Origin of the sequence: Streptomyces sp. NPDC014861, assembly GCF_043081625.1 — a bacterium.
Classification (GTDB): domain Bacteria; phylum Actinomycetota; class Actinomycetes; order Streptomycetales; family Streptomycetaceae; genus Streptomyces.
Genome location: NZ_JBIBWV010000001.1, coordinates 872,556 through 898,547 on the forward strand (window position 1 = coordinate 872,556; position 25,992 = coordinate 898,547).

Genomic DNA, 25,992 nt, shown 5'->3' on the forward strand with positions numbered 1-25,992 from the left:
GAAAGCCGACTCCTGCGGGCTGAGAACCGACATGGCTGAGAACATCCCGAGCGAAGAAGACAGCACCCCTCACTTCGGCATGATCGGCCGTGAGCAGGAGTTGCACACAGCCGTTGCCGCCCTGCAGCGCCCGCCGGCCGTCGTACTGGTTGAGGGTGAAGCGGGCTCCGGCAAGACGCGACTGGTCCAGGAGGTGATGCGGGCGCTGAACCGTACGACGCAGGTGCAGGTGCTCCTTGGCCACTGCACTCCCCTGCGCGAACCCCTCCCCTATGAGCCCCTGGTACGCGGTCTGCGGGGCGTGACCAGATTGCTCCCCCAGACGACGCTGCTTCCGCCGGAGGCCGCAGTCCTGTCGACGTTCCTGCCTGAGCTGGACGGCCATGTGGCCGACCGCGCTCATCGTCCCCACCCTGATGAGCCGCACCGGGATCTCGTGGCAGAGGCGGTCCGCGTCGTCCTTGAGGCGCTGAAACCAGCGATCCTGATCATCGAGGACGTGCACTGGGCCGACGAGCCGACGCGGGAAGCGCTGTTCCTGCTGGCGAGTAATCCACCGGCGGAATGCGGGCTGGTCCTCACCTACCGGGAGGACGACCTGAACGCGGGCCAGCCAGTGCTGAGCAGCTCCTACCGCCTTCCTGTTGCTTCCGGTGGTGCCGAGATCCGGCTGGGGCCCCTGAGCGAGCCTGACATCACCCGCCTGGTGGCCCAAGAGCTAGGGCCGAGCGGGGCTGAAGCGCTCGCACACGAGCTGTTCAAGCGCAGCGCCGGCATCCCACTGGTAGTGGAAGAAGACCTGATCACGTTGATCGAGCGGCGAAAGGTGGTGGGGCAGGCGCCGGACGGCGCGGCGGTTCAGGTGGCTCTGCGCGAGAAGGGGGTTCCCCGAGCGTTGCGTGAGGCCATCTTCGAGCGCATGGAGCCGCTGAGCGCCGCCGGGCTGGCTGTGGTCGAGGCCGCAGCGGTAGTCGAAGTGGCCTCGGAGCAGACCCTTCTCACACAGGTCGCGGGGCTGTCCCCGGCTGAGGGCACGCGCGGGCTCATCGAAGCCCTCAAGGCGAAAGTTCTGTGCGAGGCTTCGCCGGCACGGTATGGATTCCGCCATGTGCTGGCGCGCCAGGCCGTCTACGCCAATATGCTCGGACCGGTGCGGGACATGCTGCACGGCGAGGCGGTGCGCGCGCTCGAGGCCTGCGACCCTCCCCCGCTTGTGCAGATCGCTCATCACATCTGGGCACGCGGAGACACGAAGAACTGGCCCCAGGCAGCCGAGGCAGCCGCCAGGCAGGCCGTCGCCCTGGGCGACGACGCCACCGCTTCCAGCCTGCTGCACCAGATCCTCGACCAGTCGGGTACGGACCCGGCGATGCGCTCGGAGGCAGCACTCGCCTTGGCCGAGATCGCCCACAAGGCCACGGACTACACGCGCAGCGTCACAATCTTGCGCCGTCTCCTCGCCGATCCGCGGCTGCCGGAACTGACGCGCGGCCGCGTACGGGCCACCCTCGCCACGCTGATGGTCAACCAAGCCGGCGACATCACCGGCTACAGGGAGATGGAGCGGGCGATCACCGAACTCATGCCTTGGCCACGCTGCGCGGTGCTGAGCATGGTGGGAATGGTGCTCGACGAGCATACGCAGACGCCTGACCAGATCACCGGATGGCTGGACAAAGCTGACGCTCTGCTCGAAGGTGACGACTTCCCTGCCGGGGAGGCGGCTGTCCTTTCGGCACGGCTGTCAGTGCAGGCAGGCCTGGGGGACAGTGCCGCATGGGACGCCGTTGCTGCGCTTCCCCGCGGATCGGCTGACCCCGAGGTGCACCGGCAAATGCTGATCACCCTTTACAACGTGGGACTTTCCGGCATCCGATCCGGGCTGGACGCGCAGGCCCGGGGGCTCATCGAAGAATGTGCGCGTCTGACCGAGGGCGGCACCAATCCTTCTCTTGAGTCCTACGCCAGGACCCAGTTGCTACGACTGGACTGGCTCGGCGGTCACTGGGCCGGCGTGGAGGGCCGCTTCAGCGAACTCGCCTTCCGGTACCCGGGCATGGCGATGATCGCTCCGATCCAGGGGCTGGTCTGCGGCACCACAGCAGCCGCTCGAGGTGAATGGAGCAAGGCCCTTGAATGGTTCGAGGCGCTGGTAGAGGGCCGTGAGGGCGAGGTGACAGGTGACCTGGAAGGAGCTGCGGCACGGGCATCGGTTCAGCTTGCGAGCGGTGACCCGGCCCGGGCCTGGGCTACGGTGCAGCCTGCCCTGGAACTCCTGCGGCACTCAGAGGCATGGGCCCGCGGCTGCGGGCTGCTGCCGGTCGCTGTCCGGGCGGCCATGGCCTGCGGTGACGATGCGGATGGCGCGCGCCTGGTGGATGAGGCCATCGAGGCACAGCAAGAACGAACCGCCCGCGGATTTCTCGCGCCGGCTGCGGACGCCGAAGTATCCACGGCGTGCGGTCATCTACTGGCCAGCAGCGACCCTCAGGCCGCGGCTGCGCATTTCGGTGACGCCGAGCAGGTGTGGAGAAAGATGGGGCGCCCCTACCCGCGAGCGCAGGCCATGGAAGCGCGCGCAAGGGCCGTTGCTGAGGCCTCGCCCGAGCTGGCGAAGGAGGGGCTGAACGCAGCGGCAGATGTCTTCGTGCAGCTGGGCGCCACCTACGATGCCGCGCGCTGCCGTCGAACGGCGCACGGGGGCCCGACAGGCTCGGTGCGGTCATCGGTGCGCGGCCGGCGGGGCTACGGTGGCCAGCTGTCGCCGCGGGAGATAGAGGTGGCTCAGCTCCTCGCGACCGGCGCCTCCAACAAGGAGATCGCAGAAGTTCTCTTCCTGTCGGTGAGGACCGTGGAACACCACGTAGCCCGTGCCCTGAGCAAGCTTGGGGTGACGGAACGCAGCGCGGTGGGTGGCGCTTTGCAGGCACGGTCCGACGGATAGAAAGTGACCCTCGGCCCGTTGGTGCGGTGGCTTGCCATGGCTTCATGACGTCGTGCGTCGGGGGCCAGCAGGAAACCGGGCTGGGGCTTTCGACCTGCAGCCGGGTCCGGCCCCGATCCACCGAGCGGGGGAAGCGGCATCCGCTGTCGCGGCTGGTGCGACAGCGGATGCCGACTCGGCTATTCGATGACGAGCTGTGCGAGCTGAAGCCGGAAGCGGCCGGATTCGTCGCTCGCAGGTGCGCCCAGACGAGTGACGTGAAGGCGCAGATAGCGGCCAGAGGCCGACGGGAGGCCGAAGGTTTGTGGCTGTCCTCCTGGTGAGGGCTGGCCGGTGACGGACCGCACTGTGGTGTAGCCCGTGCCGCTGGCGGTGCGGGTCTGGATGGTGAAGTCGACGGGGAAGCCGGCCGTGCCTCCGCCGGCGGCTGCGGTGTCGGTCCGGGGGAAGAGCGTGACGGAGCTGAAGGCCCGGTCGGCGCCGAGGTCGAATTCGACCCAGACCGGGGATCCGGAAACGTCGGCCGAGGCGAAGTCGTGGCTGGTGTATCCCTTGGTGCCGACGGCGCTGGTGAGGATGCCGTCGAGAAGCCGGTCCCTGCCCCAGTCGCTGTTCTCCAGGGAGCTGTTGCTGGTCACGGTGGTGCCCCGGGCCGGGATGTGTGCCTCGGCGAGCTGGAGACGGTAGCGGGTGGGTTCGTCCGTGGCGGGTGTGCCCAGCTTGGACGCTCGCAGCCGCACGTACCGGGCTCGCGTCGACTTGAAGCCGTAGGTCTGCGGGCGGCCGTTCGGGTTGGCCGCGGCGGTGACGGTACGGACGGTGCTGTAAGTGGTGGCGCCCGAGGTACGCGTCTGGACCGTGAAGTCCACCGGGAAACCGGCGGTCCCACCCCCGGACGCCGGGGTGTCGGTGCGCGGGAAGAGTCGCACCGCGTCCAGGTCGGTGTCGGCGCCCAGGTCTATCTCGACCCAGACCGGTGAGGCGGAGGCGTCAAGGGAGGGGAAGTCGTTACTGGTGTAGCCCTTGGCTCCGCTGATGCTCGTGTCGTGGCCGTCCGTGAGCTTGGCCACGCTCCAATGCGCGTTCTCCAGAGTGTTGTTACTCGTGACGGGCTTTCCGACGGCCAGATTGCTCAGGCTCCCGACCCCTGTCGCTGTGAAGGTCCGCGTCCCCGGCTCCATATGGAAGTAGACGTAGGAGCCGTCCCTACCGGCATATGACACTCCGGACACGGACCCCACGGGCGCGCCGTCACGGTACACAACCGTGCTTCCAATCTTGATCTCCGGATGCTGACCTCCGTATGTGGGCACGCCGAGGCGGGCCGTGGTGCCGCTGGGAGATTCGAGCCGGAGTGTCACCGTGTCGTCCGCACGCTCGATGTCCAGCCCGATGTTGCCCCTGCCGGTCGGGGTGACCGTGTTGATGTGGGCGAACGTTCCCGTCTGGGGCACCACGTCGTACTTCCCCCACCCCGGCTCGGTGGGCCGGACACCCGCGGCGTAGGCGGACAGTACGTACAACGGTCCACCGTTCCAGGCGTGATTGTCCGTGCCGCTTCCTCCCTTGGTCCAGAATTCCCACAGGGTGTAGCCCGGATCGGCCACCTGCTGCGCGTACCGGGTGCGCATCCGCGATTCCGCCACGGAGACCGCGCCCATGAGGTAAAGGGCCTCCAGGACATAGAACTCCAGGTAGGGGCTGGCGTTCATGTGCTCGGTGAGCACTTTGGTGATGTGCGCGTGGTTCGCCGGAGCGGCCAGGCCCGCCACGACGGCGAGCGCGTTGCCCCGGTCGTCGGTGTCTCCGTTGTAGCCGGGAGAGCGGTACTCCCTTCTCGCAGCGTCCCACAGCACACGGTCGAAGTTTGCCTTGATGCTGTTGCGACGCCCCTGCCAGGTGGCGACATCTGCGGAGTTGCCGGAGAGTTCGGCCAGCGTGATGGCCGATCCAGACGCGAGGTAGTACCAGGCGTTGTCGAGGATCCGGGCGTCGATGTTGCTTCCCCAGTCCTCCCAGTCCCAACCTCCCGCCCGGTGATTGACCAGGCCGTCTGCGTCGAGGGTCCAGAGATTCAGGTACTTCTTCACCTGGGGGTACACCGAGCTGACCGTGGTGGCGTCCCCGGTGTAGGTGTGAAAGGTCTCGAAGCTCCACACGGAGGCCAGCATCTGGGTGGGCAGTTCGGCGCTCCAGTTGCCGGCAGGCACCGGGGAGTAGAGAACGCCGTCGGGCTTCTGCCATGCGGCGAGTTCGGCAATGGCCTTTCGGCCCAGGTCGTTGCTGCGTGGGTCGAAGGTGTAGAACCCCTCCTTCAGCTGGTTGACAACGTCGCCCCACCACTGGGCGCGCTCGCGGGTGGGACAGTCGAAGTACGTGTCGCGCATGTTGACGTACATCGTGCGCGCGGCCTTGCCCCACAGAGCGTTGAAGTACGGGTCGTTGCTCGTGAAGGAGCCGGCGAAGCTCGTGTCGTAGCCGCTTTCCCGGTACCTCAGCTCCAGGATGGTGACGGACGACGGGATGGTGTAGTGGACGGCGGTACCGCTCAGCCAGCCGAGGGACTCGAATTCCTGGACGCCGCCTGTGGTGATGTAGGTGGAGCGGAGGTTGTTCTCCCCGCCGTCGGTGTAGTGGTCCGTCTGGATGTTGATCACCGCGCCGGCCGGAGCGTCGACCTTGAGGTACGGGGTGATCTGGATGTTGGAGGGCAGCTTCGCGGTGATCACGGTCGTCCCCTGTCCGGTTTCGGGCAGGGAGTGGTGGTTGGTGTAGGCGAGCAGTCCAGTGGTACGGAAGAAGGGGATGGGGCGCTTCACCAGTGCGTTCCAGGGCGCGGCACCGGCTGCTCCCTGGTCGGTGGCGGACGGCCACGCGCTGTCGTTGTAGGCGGGCGTGTGCCAGCCGTTCACGCTGCTCGCGTTGCGGGCGTCGTAGTAGATGTTGGATTCGGGAAGCCGCCAGTTCGGCTGCCCGCCAATGGTGTTGGCGCCGTAGCCTGGATGGACCATGGCTTTCCAGCCGGTGCCGCTCACGATCGAGGTGGTCGTGTCGCCCGCGACGATGGAGGACTCGAAGAGCAGTCCGGCCTTGCCGCTGTTCTTGTGGGAGAAGCTGTGCTTGCCGAAGTGCCATGCCAGCACGGCGATGGTGTTGTCCCCCTCGACCAGGTGGGGCGCGAGGTCCACCTGGTCATAGTAGGTGTCGTTGGGATTCGGGCCCCGCTTCAGTCCACCTTCGAAGATCACCAGATTGCCGTTGACGTAGAGCCAGTACTTCGAGTCGACCGCGATGCGGGTGATCGCCGACGTCGGAACGCCTGGGAGTCGTACGACGCGCCGGAACGCGGCCCACTGGTTGACGGCGCCGGCTCCTGCCCACATCCACCGACCGGACCATTCGGCCGCGGCGGCGGTCGATGCAATGCCGGGAACTACCAGAGAGGACGCACACGCTGCGAGGGAGACACTGATCGCGTTGCGCAGCAGGTCGCGACGTGATTGAGGCATGGGAAGTCCTGACGAAGACGTTGGATGAGGATGACAGCTCCAACGAATCCGGAAGGCCGCGCATGACGAGCGGGGCTCGATGTCGTGCGTGGCGTGACCGATGATTCGGGCGACTCGGCCAGACAGTCGTCCACCCCGTCGTCGGAAGGTCCGGCAGTGCCGGGGATCCGAGTGACTTGCAGGCTCCGCTGTCCACCGCTGTCTCAGTCCGTCACCCTCAGGGCGGGCGCAGGGCTGGAGCGTTTCTCTTGAGGCCCATACGAGCACGGGGTCATAGGGGGGTCAATACTTCGCGCATAGGATCGAAATGCAAACCGACACCGCAAGGCATGAGAGGGCGGGGTCCAAGCGCTTGGACAGGCCGCCCGGCAGCTTCCAGGTCGGTGAAAGTGCCTGTCAACGCGCGCAGTTGAGCAGCATCGCCATAGGCCCTCCCGCCCTCAGGAGCGCGTCAGCCTCCTTCTCCGCCTCTACTGCCGTCTGATAGGGCGGCCGATCCCCTCCCATGCGGCTGTGCAGGTCCGAGCTGCGGTGCGGCACGGACCGGCTCGCACTGGAGGCACAGTGCCCCGGGGTTGGTGCAGTTCGGCCCGGGGGCGGGCGTCCCGCGGCTCGCTGTGGCCCTTTCCCCACCGGACAGGTCGGCCTCAGCCCCGTCGGTCCTGCCGGTGAACAGTGCTGCCTGGACGGCGACGGCGACGGGGACGAGGCCAGGGGTCTGGCAACACTTGCGGCATCGGCCGGCAGCCGCCCGGGGAGCAGTGGCGCCGAGGCGGAGCCGCGAAGCTACCCGTCCACAGGTCGTCCGGCACGGGATCGGGCGCCTGTGGAGTTCTGCCGCCCGGGTGCCTCAACTGCCCAGCTCGCGAGTCGAACTCATCCTGAATGATCAGCCAAGGGGGCCTTGTCCCGAGCTCCATTCCTCGTCCCGGGAGGGGCCGGCAAAGTGGCAGGCTGCAGCGTGGTCGTGTGCGTAGTCCCGCAGATGCGGGTCTTGCTGCTCGCATCGCAGCCGCTCGCCGGGCTGGAGAGTCGCATACCGGGGGCATCGAGGGCGGAATCGGCAGCCGGTCGGGATGTTTGCAGCATCGAAGGTGGCGTTGGCCAGTTGGATCCGTGGGCGTCTGCGCTCCGTGGCGGGGTCGGGCACTGGCGCTGCCGACCAGAGGGCGTGGGTGTAGGGGTGGGCTGGCGCGGAGAAGACGGACTGGACCTTGCCGATTTCTACGATGCGCCCCAGGTACATGATCGCTACTCGGTCCGCTACGTAGCGGGCAACGGCGAGGTCGTGTGCCACGAAGAGATAGCTCAGTGATAGGCGCTGCCTGAGTGTGCCTAGCAGGTTCAGCATGGATGCCTGGACGGAGACGTCCAAGGCGGAAACCGGTTCGTCCAGCAGGAGGAGCCGCGGGGATGGGGCGAGGGCCCGGCCGATGTTCACTCGCTGGCGCTGGCCGCCTGAGAGTTCCGAGGGAAACCGGCTCGCGTGCTCGGCATCAAGGCCCACGAGATCAAGCAGCTCTTCGACTCTTTCACTGATGCGCTGCGGCCTCCAGGCCTGGGCGCGCAGTGGTTCTGCTAGGAGGTCCACGACCGGCATGCGGGGATCCAGTGCGGCGCTGGGGTCCTGGAAGACGATCTGTACGTCTCGTCGCAGTTGTGCGCGCTCGTTCCGGTTCAGATCCGCTGTCTTGCGTCCGAACAGTGTGACTGTGCCCTGCTCGTCTTCGTGGGTTCGTCTGCCGGCGTCCGTGGTGAGGGAGTCGGCGATGGTCCGGAGCATCGTTGACTTGCCGCATCCGGATTCCCCGATCAGGGCGAGGGCTTCCGCCGCTCTGATGTCGAGGTCGACGCCGTCGACCGCACGGACGGTGCCGACCCTCTTCCTGAGCAGGGCGCCTCTCAGGACGGGAAAGTGTCGCACTAGGCCGTCGAGTTGGAGTGCGACGGGGCGTTGTGGGCGGGGCAAGGGTGGGGGGTTTCCGGGGATCTGCACGTGGGGTGTGGGGTAGATGCGGCTTCTGTCGAGCAGTCCGAGGTGGAGTTCCGGGGCGCGGTGGCAGGCGGCTGCGTGGGGTGCCGTTTCGGTGCTGGTTGTCAGGGGGGGATCTTGCTGGCGGCAGACGGGGAGAACGATGGGGCATCGGTCGGCGAAGGGGCATCCGGCTGAGGTGCTGCCACGTGGCGGTGGGCTGCCGTCGATGGGTTGGAGGGGTCGGTCTGCGGCCAGCTCCGGTCGGGGTACTGCTCCCAGGAGGCCAATGGTGTAGGGCATGAGGGGACGGTGGTACACAGCTTCGGCGGGGCCGCGTTCCACTGCCTTTCCGGCGTACATGACCTGAATGTGGTCGGCGATCCCGGCCAGTGTGCCGAGGTCGTGGGTGATGAGGACGAGTGCGGCGCCGGTCGTCAGTGCGGCCTTCTTCAGCACGTCGAGGATCTGGACCTGCGCGATGGTGTCCAGGGAGCTCGTGGGTTCGTCGGCGATGAGCACCTTGGGGTTGTTGGCGATGGCCATGGCGATGACGGCGCGCTGGCAGATCCCGCCGGAACACTCGTGCGGGAAGGCGTCCGCTCTTCGGTTTGGTTCTGGCACACCCACAAGGTCGAGCAGCTCGATCGCTCGGGCTCGGGCGGCTTTTTTGTCCAGCGTTTGATGTGTCCGTAGTGCTTCGGAGATCTGCTCGCCGAGGGTGTACACGGGGGTGAGGGCTGCCCGCGGGTCTTGCGGGATCAGGGCGATCTCTTTGCCCCGGATGGCGCTGAGGTCCCGGTCCGGCAGGTCGTGGATGTCGCGGCCTAGCAGCTTTACGGAACCGTGGGTGGTGGCGGTGTCGGGCAGCAGGCCCATGAGGGCGGCCGCCACAGTGCTCTTGCCTGACCCAGACTCGCCGATGATCCCGAGGTTCTCTCCCTCCGCGACGGCGAAGGACAGTGCTTTGACTGCTTGCACCGGTTGGCCCTCGCTGGGAAACGAGACGTTCAGGTCGGTGACTTCAAGGGCGGGAGCGGTGCCGGGCGGCGTGACGTCCGGCCCTGGGTGTGGAGTGTTCGGCCGCTTCCGTGGCCTGGACCTGGGAGAGATCCGCTTGTTGCGGTCCCTGGTGTTGGGGGACGCGAGCCGTTTCTTGGCGGCGGGTGCGCCGGGGTCTAGTGCATCGCGCAGCCCGTCACCGATCAGGAAGACCGAGAGGCATACGAGGAAGAGGAGAGCGGCTGGGAAGTAGAACAGCCAGGGGAAGGAAACTGCTGCGGGTGTGCCGGCGGCGATCACCCCTCCGAGTGAGACGTCGGGGGGCTGTACGCCGAACCCGAAGTACGACAGGCCTGCCTCTCCGATGACAGCTGCGCCTACTTGGAGGGTGGCGTCGATGATGAGGAGCGAGGCGATGGCGGGAAGCATGTGTCGGGTGAGGATGGAGTGTGCAGGGACTCCCGCGTACTCGGCTGCCTGTACGTATCCCGCGCTTCTCAGCGTATGGATCATGTCGCGCACCACGCGTCCGGTGAGCATCCAGCTGAAGCCTGCCAGCAGCAGAACGAAGAGCATCCAGCTTCGGCCGCCGATGCGGCCGGCCACGACGGCGACAATGAGGAAGCTCGGGAGGACCAGCATCATGCTGACGAGCCCCATGAGAACGCGGTCGGTGCCCCTGCCGAAGTAGCCGGCGCAGCCGCCGACGAGTGTTGCGAGCGCGGTGGCGATCGCCCCGGTCAGCAGGCCGACGGTCAGGGAGCGCTGCATGCCGCGCATCGTGGCGGCGTAAACGTCGGCGCCCGCCGAATCGGTGCCGAACCAGTGGCGGGAGCTGGGTGGTTGCTGAAATGCGGTGTAGTCAAGTTCGGTGTGGTTCCAGGGGTACAGGAGCGGAGTGAGGTAGGCGAGGGCGAAGAGCAGGGCAAGCAGTACGAGTCCTGCCGCCGCGCCGCGGTTTCGTTTGAAGCGGGTCCAGATGAGCCGTCTGCGACCACTGGGGGTTCTGTGCGGGTCGGTTTCCGCAGTGGGCCGGTTCGCCGGTCCGGGAAGTCCTGTGGTCATGGCGGGTCCTGGAGGGCGGGCGTCTGGCCAGATCGGGATGGTGTGGTCATCGCACTGCGATCCGCGGGTCCAGGGCGACGTGGGCTACTTCGCACAGCAGGGAGGAGATCAGTACCAGCGCGGCGGTGAAGAGGCCGATGCTCGCCACGGCGTTGACGTCGTTCGTCGTGATGGCATCGATGAGCCAGTCCCCCATGCCCCGCCAGCCGAATGCCTTCTCGATGAATGCCGCGCCGGTGAAGAGGAGCACCGTGTTGTAGACGAACAGCGGGATGAGTGGGAGCAGGGCCATGCGCAGGCCGTGTTTCAGGAGAGCTGTGCGTCGAGGAAGGCCTTTGGCGCGCGCTGTTCGCAGGTAGTCGCTTCCGAGTACGTCGAGCATGGTGCTGCGCTGGTAGCGGCTGAAGAGTGCTGTTTGGAACGCGATGAGGACGAGACTGGGCAGGATGAGGTGCTGGGCGCGGCTGACGAATCGTTCGAGCGTTCCGCGGGCTTCGGGTGAGTACTCTCCGGTGTACTCAATCAGGGTGATCCCCAGAAGGCTGTTGAGGTCCCTGGCCCAGAGTTGGGCGGTCGTGGCGAGGACGAAGACGGGGGTGGCCAGGATGGCGAAGGACGCGGCCGCTGTCATTCGGTCGACGAGGCGATGTTGTCTGACGGCGCTCCAGGTGCCGACAAGCACCCCGCAGGCGGTTCCGAGGAGCGTGGCGATCAGGAGGAGTCGGGTGCTGACTGCGACGCGTCTGGCGAACTCGGTGTTGACTTGCCCTCCCGTCACGGTACGGCCCAGGTTGCCGTGTGCCACGTCGCCGGCCCAGTGCAGGAATCGCTGCACGACGGGGACTTCGGGATTCAGGTTGTACGCGTCGAGAGTGGCCGAGATCACGGCGTCAGAGGGCCGCGGGTTGCGCTGGAGGTAGTTGGAGCGGGGGTCGAGGCTCAACGCCGCGAGGAGGTACGTCACGGTGACGGCGGCCAGTACAAGGATCGTGTACATGGCCGCAGTACGCAGAATGTATCGGGTCAATTGGTGCAGCTCTGGTTGATCTGGACGCCGTGGTGTGGGTGGATCGTATGCCAGGTCGAGTGTTGCGGTGGCGTCGGACGCGCCGCCGGGGTCAGGTGCGGCAACGTCCTTTTTGCCGTCCCCATGGGGCGGTCGTATCGACGATCACCGGGGCGTTGCCAGAGCGCAATTGACCTCATGTCGGTGGGACAGCTCGAGCTTGCGCAGGATCTTCGTGACGTGATGCTCCACTGTGCGCAGCGACAGGAAGAGCTTGCCGGCGATCTCTCGGTTGGTGGCGCCGTCGGCGACCAAGCGGGCGACTTCCAGTTCCCGCGGGGAGAGGTCTTGGCCGTAACTGCGTCGGCCTCTCGGCTTCGGTTTGGCTTCCTGGGCCGTACGCAGTGAGTCCTGGCAGCGCTTTTCGTCGTAGGTGGCGCCGAGTGTGCTGTAGGCGGCCGTCGCCGCCCGCAGGACGATGGCCGCGGTGTCTGGCCGGCCTGCTCGGAGCAGAGCGGCTGCCTGCTGCTCCGAAGCCTGGGCGCCCTGGTAGGGGCGGCCGATGTCGTGCCACAGCGCTCTGGCGCGCGCGTAGTGGGCTACGGCCCGCGCAGGATCGTTCGTCAGGATCAGATGTCCTCGAGCCTGGTGGATCTCGGCTTTGAGTGCGGGTGCGCACCTGGCATGGGTGGAGCGCTCCGCGCTCGTCACGATCGCCTGGGCCTCTCCGGTTCTGCTGGTGGCCAGTGCGGCTTGCACGGCCAGGGGGACGAGACCGGATGCCTGGTGCCGCTGGAGTGCGGGTTTGCGGTACTTCAGGCACTGAGCGGCCTGCCTCCATGCCTCCTCTGGTTCGCCGCGGTCCAGGTGCAGGCGGGTGAGGGATGCGCGTACTCCTGCGGAGACGTAGTGGCCACCTGTGGCTGTGGCATGGTGGAGGTGCTCGACGGCGGGGTCGTGATCGCCCGCGGCCAGGCAGAGGTTGGCCAGGATGAGGGAGCGGGTTCCCTCTGCCATGGCCATCTCCGGATAGTTCTCGTGCAGCGCCTGCAGCCGGTGCGGGAGTCCGTGCCATGCGCCGGCCCACCAGTCCAGGAGGGTCAGGGCGGTTGTGCTCTGGCATTGCAGGAGGTCGCTGCCGAGCACGCTTGCCATGGTCTGGCCGTCGGTGAGCAGTCGGCGGGCTGTGTTGTCGAGTCCGATACCCAGGGCCAGGGAGCCCAGTGCGCACAGGACTCGGTTCGTCTCCAGAGCGTTGCTCGGGTCGGGTGTACGGCGGGGGGTGTTCTCCATGGCTTTCCAGAATTCTTCGTCGCCTTGTGCCGCTTCCAGGACGGAGGTGGCGGTGCGCACGACGGCGGCTGTTCGTGTGTCTCCGCTTGTCGTGGCGGCGTGCTGGGCGGTTTCGAGCCAGGTTTGGGCGTCTTGTTCGTCGCTTTCGATCATGGCGAGCATGCTGGCTGCCTCGGCGGCCATTGCAGGGTCTGCGTGCAGTTCGGCTGCCGCGACACGCAGATCGGATATGCGGGTGCTGTCGCCGGCGTGCACGATGGCGAGGCGTTCGGTGTGCAGGGTCAGTTCCGCCCGGATGCGGGCGGGCAGGTCTGGCCGTGCCAGGGTGCGGCGCAGGGTGTGGAGCGTCTGCTTGTGCTGTGCGAGGTGGTAGGAGTTCCTGGCCAGCATGAGTGCGGCATGGGAGAGGCTGTCGGTGTCCATCGTCGGTGTCTGGAGGACTTCGAGCAGAAGGCGGGTCGCGCCGGCCCGGTCTCCCGCCGCGGCGGCCTGGCTGGCGGCTGCGTTCGCCTGCTGGATCCACAGGGCGGTGTCTCCCAGTTGCCGCGCTTGCCAGGCGATGTGGGCAAGGGGTGGGCTGGGGTGGGTCCACATGGTGCTGATGGCATGGCGGTGCATGCGTCTTCTGTCAGGTCCGGGGATGTCCTGGTACACCGCGATGCGGGCTGCAGAACGGCGGAATGCGTAGGAGACGGGTCCTGTCTCGCGCAGGAGGCCACAGGCCAGGGCGGCTGTGATGCCTGTGGAGGCTTCCTCCGTGCTGAGGCCTGATACTTCGGCTGCCAGCGGGAGGCTGAAGGTGCCACCCAGGACGGCTGCGGCGCGTACGACGGTGATGCCTTCGGGTGGCAGTCTGTGGAAGGTGGCGGCCATTGCTTCCCGGACGGGACGGGGGGCGCCGAGGGCCTCGAGAATCGGCGTGAGGTCTTCTTGGGGATGCGGCGGTCGCCCAAGCTGTCGTTGCAGTGCGGCGAGGTCCTCGATGAGCGTTCTGGGCACGCCGTCACTGCGGGTGTGGAGCGTCGCGGCGGATTCTGGTGATATCTGACTGCCCAGGGTGCGGGCGGCGAGGTCACGGACGTCCGCCGGTGACAGGGGGGCGAGCTGCAGCTCCATGGTGTGCACGGGCGGTTGCGGAGGGTAGGCGGCGCCTAGGAGTGGTTCGTGAGGGAGTAGATCGCCATGGCGGTGGCTGAGGACCAGGCCGACCCCGTCGGGCATGTTCGCCGTCAGGAGAAGCAGGAGTTCACGGCTGGATTCGTCACTCCACTGAATGTCCTCGATCATCAGGACAACTGGCGCCGCGCGGCGCAGCAGGTCTTTCAGGTCGTCGACGAGGTCGTAGGCGGCGGGAGCGGTCGGTGACGCGTGCCGGGCCGGCGGTGTGGCCATGAGTGTGGCCATCGCAGGGCTCATGGAGCCTGGGGTCGAGGTGCCGGGCAGGGTCCGGCGCAGGCTGCGCAATGCCTCGAGGACGGGCTGGAACGGATACGGTCGGCGAAGGGGGTAGCAGTTCGCCAGGATGACATGCGTGCCTGCGGCTCTCAGCGCCTCGGCGGCTTCGAGCAGAAGCCGCGACTTGCCGATTCCTGCCTCTCCCTCGATGACTGTCACGGCTGGGAGTGTTTTCAGAGCAGCCAGCAGATCGGCCAGGTCGGCCTGTCGGCCGACGAGTGCAGTGTGGTCGCGGCGGGTGGCGTCCGCAGCCAACATTGGGTCCTCCGTGTTGTACGTTTCTTCGCCCCTCGAAAGAATTCCTGGCCTGCCTTGCCGGCCGTGGGCGGGAAGGCTCACGGCAGGCGGCGGCGTGGTCGTGACCAGGGCTTTCGGTCATGCTGGGGGTGTGAATCCGCCGGTTTGGCGTTGCTCCCCTACTGGCAGTGGCGGTCGATGGTGAACCAGATGACCGTTCCATCGGCGTGGGAACGGCTGCCCCAGTCGGCGGCGAGGGCCTCGACCAGGAAGAGCCCTCTGCCGTTCTCGGCGTCAGCAGTGGGGGGCTGGGCAGGTGCCGCGATCGGTTCGGCCGCCGGACCGGCGTTGTGAACCTCGACGGTGATCGAGCGGTGGTCGAACCGCACGGTGACGACGACCGGCACGGGAGTCTCGCCACCAGCAGAGGTACTGTGCTGGATCGCGTTGGCGGCCAGTTCCGTGAAAAGCAGGGCGACGGGCTCCATGAGCTCATCCCAGCCTCGCCTGGTCACCGCATGCTGGACGAGATGGCGGGCCTGCGGGACGGCCTGCGGGAGAGGGGCGAACTGCAGTCGCATGCCGTCCTCGTCTTCGGCGCTTCGGACATCACCGGCTTCTGACCACTCGCATCGGCCGGGCGCAGGGCGGCTGAGGTCAGCCGAAACACCGGGCATCGGCGCGGTGCGCTGCTGCAGTGCCGCCCCGGTCGCGAACGAAACAGGGGGCACCAGGCTGGCATCGTCAAGGCTGAAAGACATAATGGCCTCCTCGCATCAGCCGGCTGCCTCGAGCGGTCAACCGCCTCTGCCCCTCACGTAACCGCGTAGAAGAGTGCGGGTTGAATGGGTACTCACTACCTATTCGCGAGGCTCCCGGCGTCAGCAGCTGACACCGCCCGTCTGCGTTCACGGATCGTGCGCAATCCGCGCCCTGTCGCCTCACGCCCCCACCCCGAGATGAATCGATTCAATACCTGGATGCCGTGAAGCTACGCCCAGGCCCGCCGTTGGTCAATGCAAGGAGGCAAGGCGCCCGGCAGATCTTCGCCGGGCCTCGGATCCCACAGGGCGCCCGCCGCGCCGCGGCGACTCGAGCCCTCGAGCCCCGGCGGCGCAAGAGCCCGGACAGAGTGGCGCCCCGCCGCGGCCACGAGCAGGGCCCTCCTGGGGCCGATCGTCCGCCTTCCTCGCGGCGGGCGATCTCAGGCTTCTCCGGACGGAACAAGCCCCGAGAGCCGCCTGTAAATCCTGCTGGAGGGGCTGGGGCCCTCGACGGGCGGGACTTTGCACCAGCGCCTCGCCCCCCTGCCGTTCAGGCTGATCGCAGGGCGCCGGCGCCCTGCGATGATCACATCGCCCCGGAGGTCGCGTACGGAGGCAGCCGAGCGATCCGCTCGCTGCAGGTCACGCGGCTGGCTCGCCGGCCCAGCGCAGTCGGCCTCGGTTCCGCTCCGATGCACACGCTCACCGACAGTTCGATCCCCTGACCGGCTCCTTTTCGGGCCCGGCGCCCGCAGCCTGGACCCTCCCGGTACACGCCACCGGCGGCCCTCCCGATCGGGCCGACAACCCGGACGGGAGCCGGGATCCGCTCCGGCGAGCACGGCGCGAGCTGCCCAGTCGGGGCCGAGTCGCGCGCCACCGCCATGCAAAGAGATGAGATCTCGAATTTTACTGCGGGGCATGACGGCTTCACGCGGGGTTAACACGCCCCTTACAGTTCCGGTCACTCGTCACCGACGCAGGCCCCCTCGGCCTGCGCGACGCCGGTGGCGAGACCTCATGTAAGGGCGGAAACGCAATGATGCGGACCCATGGACTGAATCGTTACACTGCGGTAGCGGCTCTCGTGATAGCCAGCCTCACGGGCTACGGCCTCAACGCGCCGATCGTGGCTGCAGCCGATACTGCCGAGACTTTGACCCTGTCGGCGCTCACCACCAACGGCCTGTTGAACCCTCCTGGCATCGACACTGCGAAGCCGAGGCTGTCGTGGAACGTCGCCTCCCCCAGCCGAGGCGCGTCGGTCAGCGCAGCTCAGGTGCGCGTGTGGAAGGACACGCCTTCGAACGTCGTGTGGGACAGCGGGAAGATCACGGCTGCCGGCATCGACTCCGTGGTCTACGACGGCGAGGCCCTCGAGGCGCGCAGTCTCTACGGCTGGCAGGTGCGTGTCTTCGACGAGAACAGCGCAGTCACCGGATGGAGCCAGGCCGCCACCTTCGGAACGGCCATGATGTCGCCGGCCGACTGGGGTGACGCGAAGTGGATCACCCATCCCAGCTGGAAGACCCCTGGCGGGCCGGGGAACGACCCCGGCCTGCAGCCGGTGACGATTCCCCTCACCGGCGGCCCTGCGACCACCCGCTACCTGACACTCGAGGTCAACGGTCTCGGCGCCCCCATTGCCGGGGAGTCGGGCCGCTATCTGCAGCTGGCCGAACTCGAGGCCCGCAACGGTGCCGGCGGCGCCAACGTGGCCAAGGGTGCTGCGGTGACCTCCTCCGAGTCGATCGACAACTGGGGCTGGTCCAAGTCCTTCCTCACGGACGGCGTCCGTGACAGCGCGACCGCGACCGCGCGGGGGTACTCCTCTCAGCTGCACACCGACGCCTCCCCCGGCCAGCCGATCACCCTGACCGTCGACCTCGGCACCGTGAAGAAGATCGACCGCCTCGTCCTCTACCCCCGTAGCGACGCGAAGACCGCCGACGGCAGGAGCCCCAACTTCCCCACAGCCCTCACCGTGCGGGCCGCCGACTCCGCAGCGGGATGGTCAGGCATCGCGAGCAACGACAACGTGCCCAACCCTGCCTACTCGACTCAGGGAAACCCCTACACCATCGACCTGGCCCGACCCACCAAGACCAGCAAGCTGACCCTCACGGTTCCCGAGGTCAGCGACGTCTATGCGGACACGCCGAACGGCTTCCTGCTGCAACTCGCGGAGGTCGAGCTCCTGGACCAGGCGGGCAACAACATCGCGCGTGGCCTCCCCGTCACGACGAGCCCGGGTCTTGAGGACTGGGGCTGGGGCCGCACCCTGCTGACCGACGGCATCACCAACACCAACAACAGCCAGGCCCGCGGATTCACCACCTGGCCGCCTTCGCCGAATCCGGTACTCACCGCCAACGGCGACGCCAGGCCCGGCACCATCACCATCGACCTCGGCGCAGAGAAGACCGTGAACAAGGTCAAGGTCTACCCGCGCACCGACAAGTCTCAGACCGTGGGGGGCTCGCCGGCCACCGTCTCCTTCATGAAGCGCTTCGATCTGACAGCCTTCAAGCCCGTACTGGCGTCCTACACCAACACCACACCGCCTCCGGCCCCGCAGCCCCGCCCCATCTCCCTGCCACTGCTGCGCACCGGCTTCACGGCAGACAAGGCCGTCAAGAGTGCACGGCTGTTCGTCGCGGGCCTGGGCGCCTATGTCGCCTACGTCAACGACGAGCGGGCCGGCGACACCCAGCTCGGCTCCCCGTGGTCGAGGTACGACAAGCGGGTCCACTACGACACGATCGATGTGACCAGTGCCGTCAAGCAGGGGGCCAACGCGATCGGCATCGCGCTCGGGCAGGGCTACTTCGAGGGGGTGCATGACTGGGTGCCCGCTGACCGGCGCGGTGCCTGGGACGGCGTCCTCCGCGCACGCGCGGTGATGGAGATCGCCTTCACCGACGGGACGCGCAAGGTCGTGACGACCGGTCCGCAGTGGACCACGGACCTGGGACCCACGCTGCCTTTCACCTCCAGCCTCCCGGACAGCGAGGGCTACGACGCCAGGCTGGAACAGGACGGATGGAGCACCGCAGGCTTTGACGCAGGGGGCTGGAAGCCCGCTGCGACGATCGACCACCCTGAGGCCGTGCAGTTGCAGGCATCGCCGGTGCCCCCCACCGTCGTGAGCGGCACCCTCAACCCGGTGTCGGTGGCCAGCCCGGCAGCAGGTGTGCGCGTCTACAACTTCGGACAGAACATCGCCGGCAACGCCAAGGTCACCTTCGACCTGCCCGCAGGCACCAAGGTCAACCTCCGGTACGGGGAAAGGCTGGACAACGGCCGGGTCCTCGTGGTCCACGGACGCTACCAGGACGACACGTTCACCGCCGACGGCAAGGGCCCGCACACGTGGACGCCCGCCTTCACCTACAGGGGCTTCCAGTACCTCGAGATCAGCGGACTGCCCGCCGGCGCGCCGCAGCCGCAGGTTCAGGCTCTGCGCATGCACAACGACTTGACGAGCATCGGCACCTTCAGCTCCGGCAACGACACTCTCAACTGGATCCACCAGGCCACCCGAGACACCCTGCTGAACAACGCCGTGCAGGGCGTCCCCACAGACGGGTCCTACGTGGAGAAGCTGCCGTGGCTGGCGGACGGCGCGCTCATGGAAGATGCGATGCTGCGCAACTTCGACACCACCGCCTTCTACGCCAAGTGGTTCAACGACATCATCGACAGCCAGGTGAGCAACGGCGACATGCCGATGTTCGCCCCTATCCACGGAGACACGGCTCGCAGCAGCGCGTGGGCCAATGCCGGCACGGAGACCGCCGTGCTGCTGCTTCAGCACGGACAGCGCGACGTCGTGGCCGCCCGCTACGACGAACTGAAGAAGTACGCCGAGTTCGAGTGGAGCCAGCGGGCCTCGACGCAGGAGATGTGGGGAGACTGGGTCTGCCCCGACACCAACTGCAACAACGACGACAACAAGACGTTCGTCGGCAAGGCATACCGCTACCGCAGCGTCGACCAGTTCGCCGACATCGCCCAGCAGCTGGGCAAGACGAGCGACGCCACGCTCTTCGCCGACCGTGCCGAGCAGATGAAGAGCACGTTCAACAGCGACTTCTACGACGCAGCCAACCGTATCTACCGGGCCAAGGCGGGCGGGCCCTTCTGGCAGACCAACAACCTGCTTCCGCTGGTCTTCGGTCTCGCGCCGGAAGCAGACACCAGCGCGATCGCCCAGAAGATCAAGGCCGACGTCGAGTCGCGAGGCAACCACCTGGGAACGGGTGTTCTCGGAACGAAGTACCTGCTGCGCGTGCTCACCCAGTTCGGCCATGTCGACACCGCGTACGCCGTGGCCTCCTCGACGACGTACCCCAGCTGGGGCTACTGGAAGTCGCTTGGCGCCACCTCCCTGTGGGAGGAGTGGGGCGCGTGGTCGAGGTCGCAGGGACATCCGTTCCTCGGCACGGCAGAGGACTGGATGCTCATGGACCTCGCCGGCCTCCAGCGCAGTGAGGGCGAGGCCGTCATCAAGCCTCACGTCCCGTCCGGACTGGACCGGGCCTCCTCTTCCCTGGCGACGTCGGGCGGCAGCCTGTCATCGAGCTGGAAGGTATCCGGCTCCGCTCTGACTCTGGATGTCTCCGTCCCGGTCAGCCGGACGGCACTCGTCCACGTGCCCGTCAAGGCTGGGCAGAGTGTGACTGCGCCGGCAGGAGCTCAGTACGTCTCCGACCAGCAGGGATTCAAGGTCTACCGCGTCGCGAGCGGCTCCTACCAGTTCACAGCTCAGTAGAGCCGGCACGAAGCGGCCTGCTCCTGCTCTCTGCGGCCCCGGTTACCAGGAATCTGGCAACCGGGGCCGTCCACTGGGAGCGGATGGCCGATCACGGTCGGCGGTGGCCGCGATCTCGCGCAGCGATTGCCAGCATCCGTCGGATCGAAAGCCTGTCGGCCGACGTGACCACGCAACTCGTCACGTAGGACCTGGACCCACGCATGAGGGTCACCACGCAAAGATGGCGTCCCGGCCGCGGAAGCGTGCCACGGGCACCGAAGCACCCACCGGCTGGTGCTTCTCGGCCGCCGCTGCCGAAGCTGCGCCCGTACCGGAGGGCACACGTCGGTCGACCGGAGCGCTGCGCGGGGAACTGGACGGGAGTACGCGAGGTTTTCAGCGGCGCCCGATCAGAAGCGGCGGCCGCAGCCAACATCCCGTGCTCCTCCCAGTGCAGGCCGACCTCTGGCGCGCGCTCCCGACCCGGTAGCCCAGGTTCTCGGCGAACTCCTCGATGCAGCCGACGTCGGAGGCTCCGGTCGGCTCTACGACCTCGGCGACGAAGACCACTTCGTGACCGACTACGGCTGCATCGACCTGCGCGAGATCACCTGGCAGCTCGAGACGGCCCCGGCCGCGGACTTCCACGGGATGGAACTGCTCCAGGACGTCGTCCGGCCACTGAAGCGGGGCCACGGCCGGGGCGAGCGGAAGCGGTCGTAGCCGTAGCTGAGACCGCCGGCTCGGCGGCGTCCCACAACCTCGCCCGCAAAGGCGAGGCCGTGTGGACCGCGGTGCGTGAGTCACGCGTCCCTGCCACCCCATAAGGGGGTGTCTGGACGGAGGAGCCAACCCAGCAGCCAGTTGGACGCTACCCCCAAGCCCGCTCCTTCAGGGCCGGGTCAAGTCGACCGGGCCATGGCGGCCTGGGGCGCGACGGCCATGAGGCGGTCCAGGCGCTCGTACAGGGCGCGGACGAGCCGGGCGCGGTCCTGGGCGCAGCGCTTGGTGCCATCGGCCGGGACGGACAGGCGCCGGTCGGTTTCCTTGAGGACGACGTTGGACAGGGCGCGGGCGGCGTGCTCTTCGGGCAGCAGGTCGGCGGCGCGGCGGACGTCGGCGGCGACGGTGCGGGCGGTGCCGGTGAGCAGCAAAGCAATCTGCTGGAGGTCCGCAGGTGGCAGGGCGGGGTCGCCGGTCCAGCCGAGCACGGCCTTCACCAGCGCCTTGTGGAGCTCCCGGTCGAGGGGGAGCTCGGTGCCGAGGCGTCCGTCGGGGTCGTGGAGAACCAGGTGGGTGTTGCTCATCGGGCTCCAGCGGCGTCCTGGTCGTGATCCCTGGTGTCAGCGGGTGGGGCTTGGGCGGCGAGGAAGCGGGCGTAGCCGCGGTCGGCGCGAGCCAGGAGCGCCGGGGAGGGTCGGCCAAAGGCGGGCGGCTCGGGGCTGCGGTATTCCGGCTGGGGGTCGGCGGGTGTGGGTGCGCTCATGGGCACCGCCTCCGTGTGGTGGGTGTGTCGTGTCGGTGTCGTTCGACGCTACGGAGGCCGCCGCGTGGTTCTCAACGAGATTGCGGGGAATTGCGGAACATCATTCCAGGGCGTCGATCGCGGCTTGGATGAGGGCGCGGGCCGTGTCGCCGTAGACGGCCATCTCCTGGAGGCCGGCGAACGCCTTGATGTAGTCGGCGACTTCACTCGGCTGGGTCACCTTGATCTCTGCCGTCAGCGTCTCCACCACGGCCGTGGTGTCGTCGTGGACATAGAACGCCTCCAGCGGCCACACGGTGCGCTGGGCGGTGAACGGGATGATCCCGAGCGAGACGGAGGCGAGTGGCATCACGGCCAGGAGGCGGCGCAACTGGCCGCTCATCGCTTCGGGGTCGGCGGTGCGGTAGCGCAGGACGGATTCCTCGATGAGGACGACGTAGCGGTGGCCGCCTTCGTAGAGGAAGCGGGAGCGGGCGACGCGGGCGGCGACGGCTTCGGCGACGTCGTCGGGGGTGCCCTGGAAGCGGGTGATCTGCTCCAGGAGGGCGGTGGCGAACGCAGGGGTCTGGAGGAAGCCTGGGGGCAGGTTGGAGACGTAGACGCGGCAGTGGCGGGTCCGGGCGTGCAGGGTGAGCCAGTCCTCCTGCACCTGGCGCATGCCGCCCTGGTGCAGGCGGCGCCACTCCATGTACATGGAGTCGACCGCGCGGGCGGTGGCGATGAGGTCGGCGGCCTGGTCGGCGGCGCCGCACGCCGTGCACCAGGTGCGGATGTCCGAGTCCGAGGGGAGGGTGGCGCCTTTTTGGATGCGGGTGGTCTTGGCGGGGTGCCAGCCGCACCGGGCGGAGAGTTCCTTCCCGGTGAGGCCGGCGTCCTTGCGCAGGTGCGAGAGCCGGATGGCGAGCGCCTCGCGGGCTGCTTGTGCGCTGGACGAGGGGGAGGCGATCGTCATGAGGTGCGTGGCCCTTGGAGTGAGCGTCGGTCAGATGTGGTAGTCGGCGTGGTCGGTGGCCCGGTCCCACACGGCGCGGAACGCCTCGGTGCGCAGCTTGACCGCGGCGGGGTCGTCGGTGTGGTCGGGCTCGAGGGCCTGGCCGCCGCCGGAGAACAGGTTCGAGCACACGATGCGGTCGTCGATGAGCCAGAAGCCGTTGCCTGGCAGGGCGAGGGTGGAAGCGCGGCGGCGGGGCAGCCAGCGGACCGTTCGCCGGCGCGGAGGTTGGCGTCGGTGATGGCGTGCTCGAAGCGGATGTAGTCGGTTGCGGGCTCCGAGACGATCCAGGCTCGGCGGACCTTCACCCCGCGGGCGACGGTCTGCTCCACCAGAGGCAGGCAGCCGCCTCAGAACTCCGAGTCGTCCGCAGGCACGCTCCCGTCGCGCAGGAACGCGTCGTAGACCTCGCGCTCCTCCCCATGGCGTACACGTCGCGGAGCTCCAGGTGCAAGGCGTGGGCCTGGGCGGAGTCGAGCAGGTCCGCAAAGCTGGGTGCCGACGGCTTCTGCGGCATCGCACGCCCTCCTGATCTGCTCCACCATGCTGAGCGGAATCCGTACGATCCCCTCATCGTCTGCGGGCGGACTGTCCTGACTGCACGCGGCCCGGATCATCGCGTCGGCGAACTTGCCTTGCAGAACCAGTTCCGGGCCCTGGGCGGTGTCGGTGTCCACCCACACCGCAGGGCAGTTGCCTCCGCCGGACTTCGGGTCCGTGCCGAAGAAAAGTAACGCCATGATCCTCTCCGAAGCGAGCCGGTTGCGCGTAGTTGCGGCACGGCCGTCCCGCAGGCTGGAGCCGGCGTCAAGGGCGCTCACGGGGCCCGGTGCAGCAAGGCTCCCGGTACCGGAGTCGGCTACCGCGTGACGGCGGGGGCCGCGATGTCGTTGGACGATGCGACCCCCGAGCCGGGCCCCGGGGGTGTCGTGGCTGATCCCCCGGGGCCCGTGGGGTGTCCGCCGGTCAGACCTTCTCGTCCGCCGTGGCGGCGGCCCAGTCGGCGGCTCGGTGTCGGTCATGAGCAGGACCTGCGTCGGGTGGGCGTCGGTGCCCTGGACGACGTGGACGCGGCCGGGGCGGGCGCTGCTCTTCGGGGCGGGGTTGATCTGCGAGGCGAGGCGGCTCCAGGTCCGGGGGGTGGCCCGTCCCAGAGCCACGGTGGAGAACTGCTCGCGGGCGACGAAGCCCATCGGGGCGGTACCGAGATGACCTCCGAAGAGGATGGGCATGCGGTCCGCTCGACCCGCTGAGAGCAGCTCGTTGAGGGCGGCGAATGCCGGGGAGACCTTCCGGTCCCCGGGTTCGCGGGTGTTCTCTCAGTAGCGGGTCAACTGGCTCAGCGTGTGGTGGGCGACCTCGAGCGGCACCGTCAGACGCGGGAGGCCGTCGCTAGTAGCCGTGCTGGTCGCTGTGGGCGATGCGGTGCCGCAGCTCGGCGTGGAGTCCTACCGGGGCTTCGTGGAGGGTCTCGATGTCGCGGCAGTGCGCGCCGTGGTGCAGGAGCTGGACGGTCAGGGGGCGCAGGGCGGTTGAGGTGCCGCCGCCGGCTCCTCGGACGATGCGTGGTGCGTAGAGAACACCACCGCAACGACCAGGAGCCTCGCCTCGTCACCCACCCGCTGACGCGACCGCCGTCTGTACTCAGAAATCGAAGTTGTCGATGTTCTTCTTGTCGAACACGGTTGGTTTCCCTGGCGTGACCACACCGTTCTCATCGATCAGCAGGTAACCCAACGGATAGGCGATTATGGGCTCGCCTTTCTTCCCACTAGTCCTTCCGGACTGGAGGTCAATCGCAGCATGGGCGGCCAGGGCCCCGACCTTCGCCGGATCCCAGAGAACGAACGAATCAACAGTTCCGTTCTTCACATAGGGCCTCATATCATTAGGTGTACCCAGGCCCGTGAGCTTGACTTTTCCTTGATACTTGGAATCTGCGAGGTACCCTGCGGCAGCCTTGATGCCGACCGTGGTAGGGGCGATGATGCCCTTCAAATTCGGATACTTTTGGAGTAGCTGCCGGGTCAGCTCTCGGGATTTTTGGGCGTTGTCGTCACCATAAACAACTTCGACGATCGTGATGTCATCATTCCGCTTCAGCTCGTCCTTCATGTAGTCGATCCACAAGTTCTGATTGGGTGCTGTGATCGCGGCCGAAAGGATCGCGACCTGCCCCTCCCTCCCTATTTGATCTGAGATCAGTTCGGCCTGGGTACGGCCGAGCTCTTCGGCACCGGCAGGGGCGATGAAAAGGTTTCGACATTCCTTACTGGTGTCGGAATCATAAGTGACGACACTGATCCCCCTATTCATCGCCTTCTTTAGCGAGGGGCACAAGGCTTCGGGGTCCTGGGCCGAGAGCACAATCGCGTCGACTTTCTCCTCAACCAGAGAGTCGATATGGGAAATTTGACCGGCGGTGTCGATTCCGCTGTCGGTTCCGACCTCTTTATAGGTAGATCCGAGTTTTCTCACAACTTCTGCTCCGCCGGCGTCCGCCGTTGCGAAGTAGGGGTTGTTCACTTGCTTGGGCAAGAAGGCGACCGTGAGCCCCTTCTTTATCGGCGAGTCGGGCTTCTTCGTTTCTTCAGATTCCAGGCCGCCACAGGCCCCGGCAATCAGTACGGTTGCAGAAACAGCGGCCAGTACGGCGGTGCGCTGAACTCTGAAGCTAGTCCCGGACACGGTCATCCCTCACAGTTGGCGAACTCAGATGTCGAGGCCGGCACACACACGAAGCTCTGCGGAGATGCCAGCTCAAGCAATGAAAGGTTTCATCGAATGCCCGGGAGGCTAGGCGCGAGCCCTCATGGGCGTCAACACTCCTGGCTCTCATCGGTTTTGAGTTTCCGCGACCACGGCGATGAGGGCAAACCCGGGTCCGGCTCCGGTCAGTCGCGACGTCGACCCGCCCCCGGCAGTCACTCTTTGAACCGGAGGGCGCGGCCGGCAGGTCGTGGCGTCCCGCGAGGGTAGGGCAACGCCTCCGGACAGAGCAGGACTGCTGCCGAATGAGGCCAGCCCCCGACCGATCGGGCCGCAACGTCGACCGGGCCACACCTTGCCCTCTAGCCGCAGGCGCACCAAGCCCCTCCCACCGACTCGGACTTGCCCCATACGCAACCGCCTTGCTCAACGAACGCAGCTTCGCCGCGGCGGGGGCGCGACGGGTCGGGGGCATGGCGGCCGATCGAGCCATCCCGACCGAGGCAAGACCGAGCATCAACTGGATGAATCGTTTCAATCGACTTGCGAGCTTCACTTTACCTTGCAGTCCCCCCGCATGCCAGCCCTCTTCTGTCGTCAGAGGAAGCGAGATATTTCGAACGTTTACGGTTGCCTGGAGCAATGACATGCCGCGCTCGGCCACCGAGACTCAACGGTTACTTCCACGGGTCGATAGCGCATTGACTCTGGGCGAGGAACGCATCTACCGTCCAGATGAACGGGGTTGAAACCTTTCATAAGGTCTTCCCGCGATTCAGGGCTGCCGCTACACGGAGTGCACT

13 protein-coding genes and 1 pseudogene are annotated in these 25,992 nt (G+C 67.3%); 4 read left to right on the forward strand and 10 right to left on the reverse strand.

Translation table 11 applies throughout. The features are described from left to right. Positions 1-31: 31 nt before the first annotated feature. The gene (locus ACF1BN_RS03690; protein WP_392329931.1) at positions 32-2,944 is read left to right on the forward strand and encodes an ATP-binding protein; all 2,913 of its coding nucleotides are present in this window, start codon (positions 32-34) and stop codon (positions 2,942-2,944) included. Between the two features lie 179 nt (positions 2,945-3,123). On the opposite strand, the gene ACF1BN_RS03695 is transcribed toward ACF1BN_RS03690, so the two are convergent. From ACF1BN_RS03695 to ACF1BN_RS03715, 5 genes are all read right to left on the reverse strand, one after another. Next, a complete protein-coding gene (locus tag ACF1BN_RS03695; RefSeq protein ID WP_392329932.1) occupies positions 3,124-6,327 on the reverse strand; it encodes a discoidin domain-containing protein in 3,204 nt (1,067 codons plus the stop codon). A 1,015-nt stretch (positions 6,328-7,342) separates the two neighbouring features. Beyond that, positions 7,343-10,492 carry a dipeptide ABC transporter ATP-binding protein gene (locus tag ACF1BN_RS03700; RefSeq protein WP_392329933.1) on the reverse strand — a complete coding sequence of 1,050 codons (3,150 nt, stop codon included), beginning with the start codon at positions 10,490-10,492 and terminating at the stop codon, positions 7,343-7,345. Positions 10,493-10,538: 46 nt separating this feature from the next. Next, on the reverse strand, positions 10,539-11,489 hold the full coding sequence (locus ACF1BN_RS03705) for an ABC transporter permease (RefSeq protein ID WP_392329934.1): 951 nt from the start codon (positions 11,487-11,489) through the stop codon (positions 10,539-10,541). Positions 11,490-11,663: 174 nt separating this feature from the next. Continuing rightward, a complete protein-coding gene (locus tag ACF1BN_RS03710) occupies positions 11,664-14,504 on the reverse strand; it encodes an AAA family ATPase (RefSeq protein WP_392329935.1) in 2,841 nt (946 codons plus the stop codon). A 158-nt stretch (positions 14,505-14,662) separates the two neighbouring features. After that, complete coding sequence (locus ACF1BN_RS03715; protein WP_392329936.1) at positions 14,663-15,244, reverse strand: ATP-binding protein; 582 nt, start codon at positions 15,242-15,244, stop codon at positions 14,663-14,665. 1,090 nt (positions 15,245-16,334) lie between these two features. Here ACF1BN_RS03715 and ACF1BN_RS03720 point away from each other — a divergent pair. Continuing rightward, entirely contained in the window at positions 16,335-20,021 is a 3,687-nt protein-coding gene (locus ACF1BN_RS03720; protein ID WP_392329937.1) for a family 78 glycoside hydrolase catalytic domain, read from the forward strand. A 555-nt stretch (positions 20,022-20,576) separates the two neighbouring features. Continuing rightward, on the forward strand, positions 20,577-20,726 hold the full coding sequence (locus ACF1BN_RS03725; protein ID WP_392329938.1) for a hypothetical protein: 150 nt from the start codon (positions 20,577-20,579) through the stop codon (positions 20,724-20,726). Between the two features lie 179 nt (positions 20,727-20,905). Here ACF1BN_RS03725 and ACF1BN_RS03730 read toward each other — a convergent pair whose 3' ends face one another. The 4 genes and pseudogenes from ACF1BN_RS03730 to ACF1BN_RS03745 all read right to left on the reverse strand — a co-directional run bounded on the left by ACF1BN_RS03730 (position 20,906) and on the right by ACF1BN_RS03745 (position 23,220). Next, complete coding sequence (locus ACF1BN_RS03730; RefSeq protein ID WP_392329939.1) at positions 20,906-21,310, reverse strand: restriction endonuclease; 405 nt, start codon at positions 21,308-21,310, stop codon at positions 20,906-20,908. Positions 21,311-21,589: 279 nt separating this feature from the next. Next, positions 21,590-22,441 carry a helix-turn-helix domain-containing protein gene (locus ACF1BN_RS03735; RefSeq protein WP_392329940.1) on the reverse strand — a complete coding sequence of 284 codons (852 nt, stop codon included), beginning with the start codon at positions 22,439-22,441 and terminating at the stop codon, positions 21,590-21,592. 30 nt (positions 22,442-22,471) lie between these two features. Further along, positions 22,472-22,812: pseudogene (locus ACF1BN_RS03740) on the reverse strand (DUF6879 family protein). Positions 22,813-22,830: 18 nt separating this feature from the next. Then, entirely contained in the window at positions 22,831-23,220 is a 390-nt protein-coding gene (locus ACF1BN_RS03745) for a hypothetical protein (RefSeq protein WP_389168118.1), read from the reverse strand. A gap of 661 nt (positions 23,221-23,881) precedes the next feature. On the opposite strand from ACF1BN_RS03745, the gene ACF1BN_RS03750 reads away from it, so the two are divergent. Next, positions 23,882-24,016: a hypothetical protein gene (locus ACF1BN_RS03750; RefSeq protein WP_392329941.1), complete on the forward strand. Its 135-nt coding sequence runs from the start codon at positions 23,882-23,884 to the stop codon at positions 24,014-24,016. A gap of 108 nt (positions 24,017-24,124) precedes the next feature. Here ACF1BN_RS03750 and rhaS read toward each other — a convergent pair whose 3' ends face one another. After that, a complete protein-coding gene (rhaS, locus tag ACF1BN_RS03755; protein ID WP_392329942.1) occupies positions 24,125-25,174 on the reverse strand; it encodes a rhamnose ABC transporter substrate-binding protein in 1,050 nt (349 codons plus the stop codon). Positions 25,175-25,992: the final 818 nt, after the last annotated feature.

Bases quoted from the DNA above. Each gene is read 5' to 3' on its own strand.
- ACF1BN_RS03690 (WP_392329931.1), top strand. From the start codon at position 32: ATGGCTGAGAACATCCCGAGCGAAGAAGACAGCACCCCTCACTTCGGC.
- ACF1BN_RS03695 (WP_392329932.1), bottom strand. From the start codon at position 6,327: ATGTGGGCAGGAGCCGGCGCCGTCAACCAGTGGGCCGCGTTCCGGCGC.
- ACF1BN_RS03700 (WP_392329933.1), bottom strand. From the start codon at position 10,492: ATGACCACAGGACTTCCCGGACCGGCGAACCGGCCCACTGCGGAAACC.
- ACF1BN_RS03705 (WP_392329934.1), bottom strand. From the start codon at position 11,489: ATGTACACGATCCTTGTACTGGCCGCCGTCACCGTGACGTACCTCCTC.
- ACF1BN_RS03710 (WP_392329935.1), bottom strand. From the start codon at position 14,504: ATGTTGGCTGCGGACGCCACCCGCCGCGACCACACTGCACTCGTCGGC.
- ACF1BN_RS03715 (WP_392329936.1), bottom strand. From the start codon at position 15,244: ATGTCTTTCAGCCTTGACGATGCCAGCCTGGTGCCCCCTGTTTCGTTC.
- ACF1BN_RS03730 (WP_392329939.1), bottom strand. From the start codon at position 21,310: ATGAGCAACACCCACCTGGTTCTCCACGACCCCGACGGACGCCTCGGC.
- ACF1BN_RS03735 (WP_392329940.1), bottom strand. From the start codon at position 22,441: ATGACGATCGCCTCCCCCTCGTCCAGCGCACAAGCAGCCCGCGAGGCG.
- ACF1BN_RS03745 (WP_389168118.1), bottom strand. From the start codon at position 23,220: ATGGCGTTACTTTTCTTCGGCACGGACCCGAAGTCCGGCGGAGGCAAC.
- rhaS (WP_392329942.1), bottom strand. From the start codon at position 25,174: ATGACCGTGTCCGGGACTAGCTTCAGAGTTCAGCGCACCGCCGTACTG.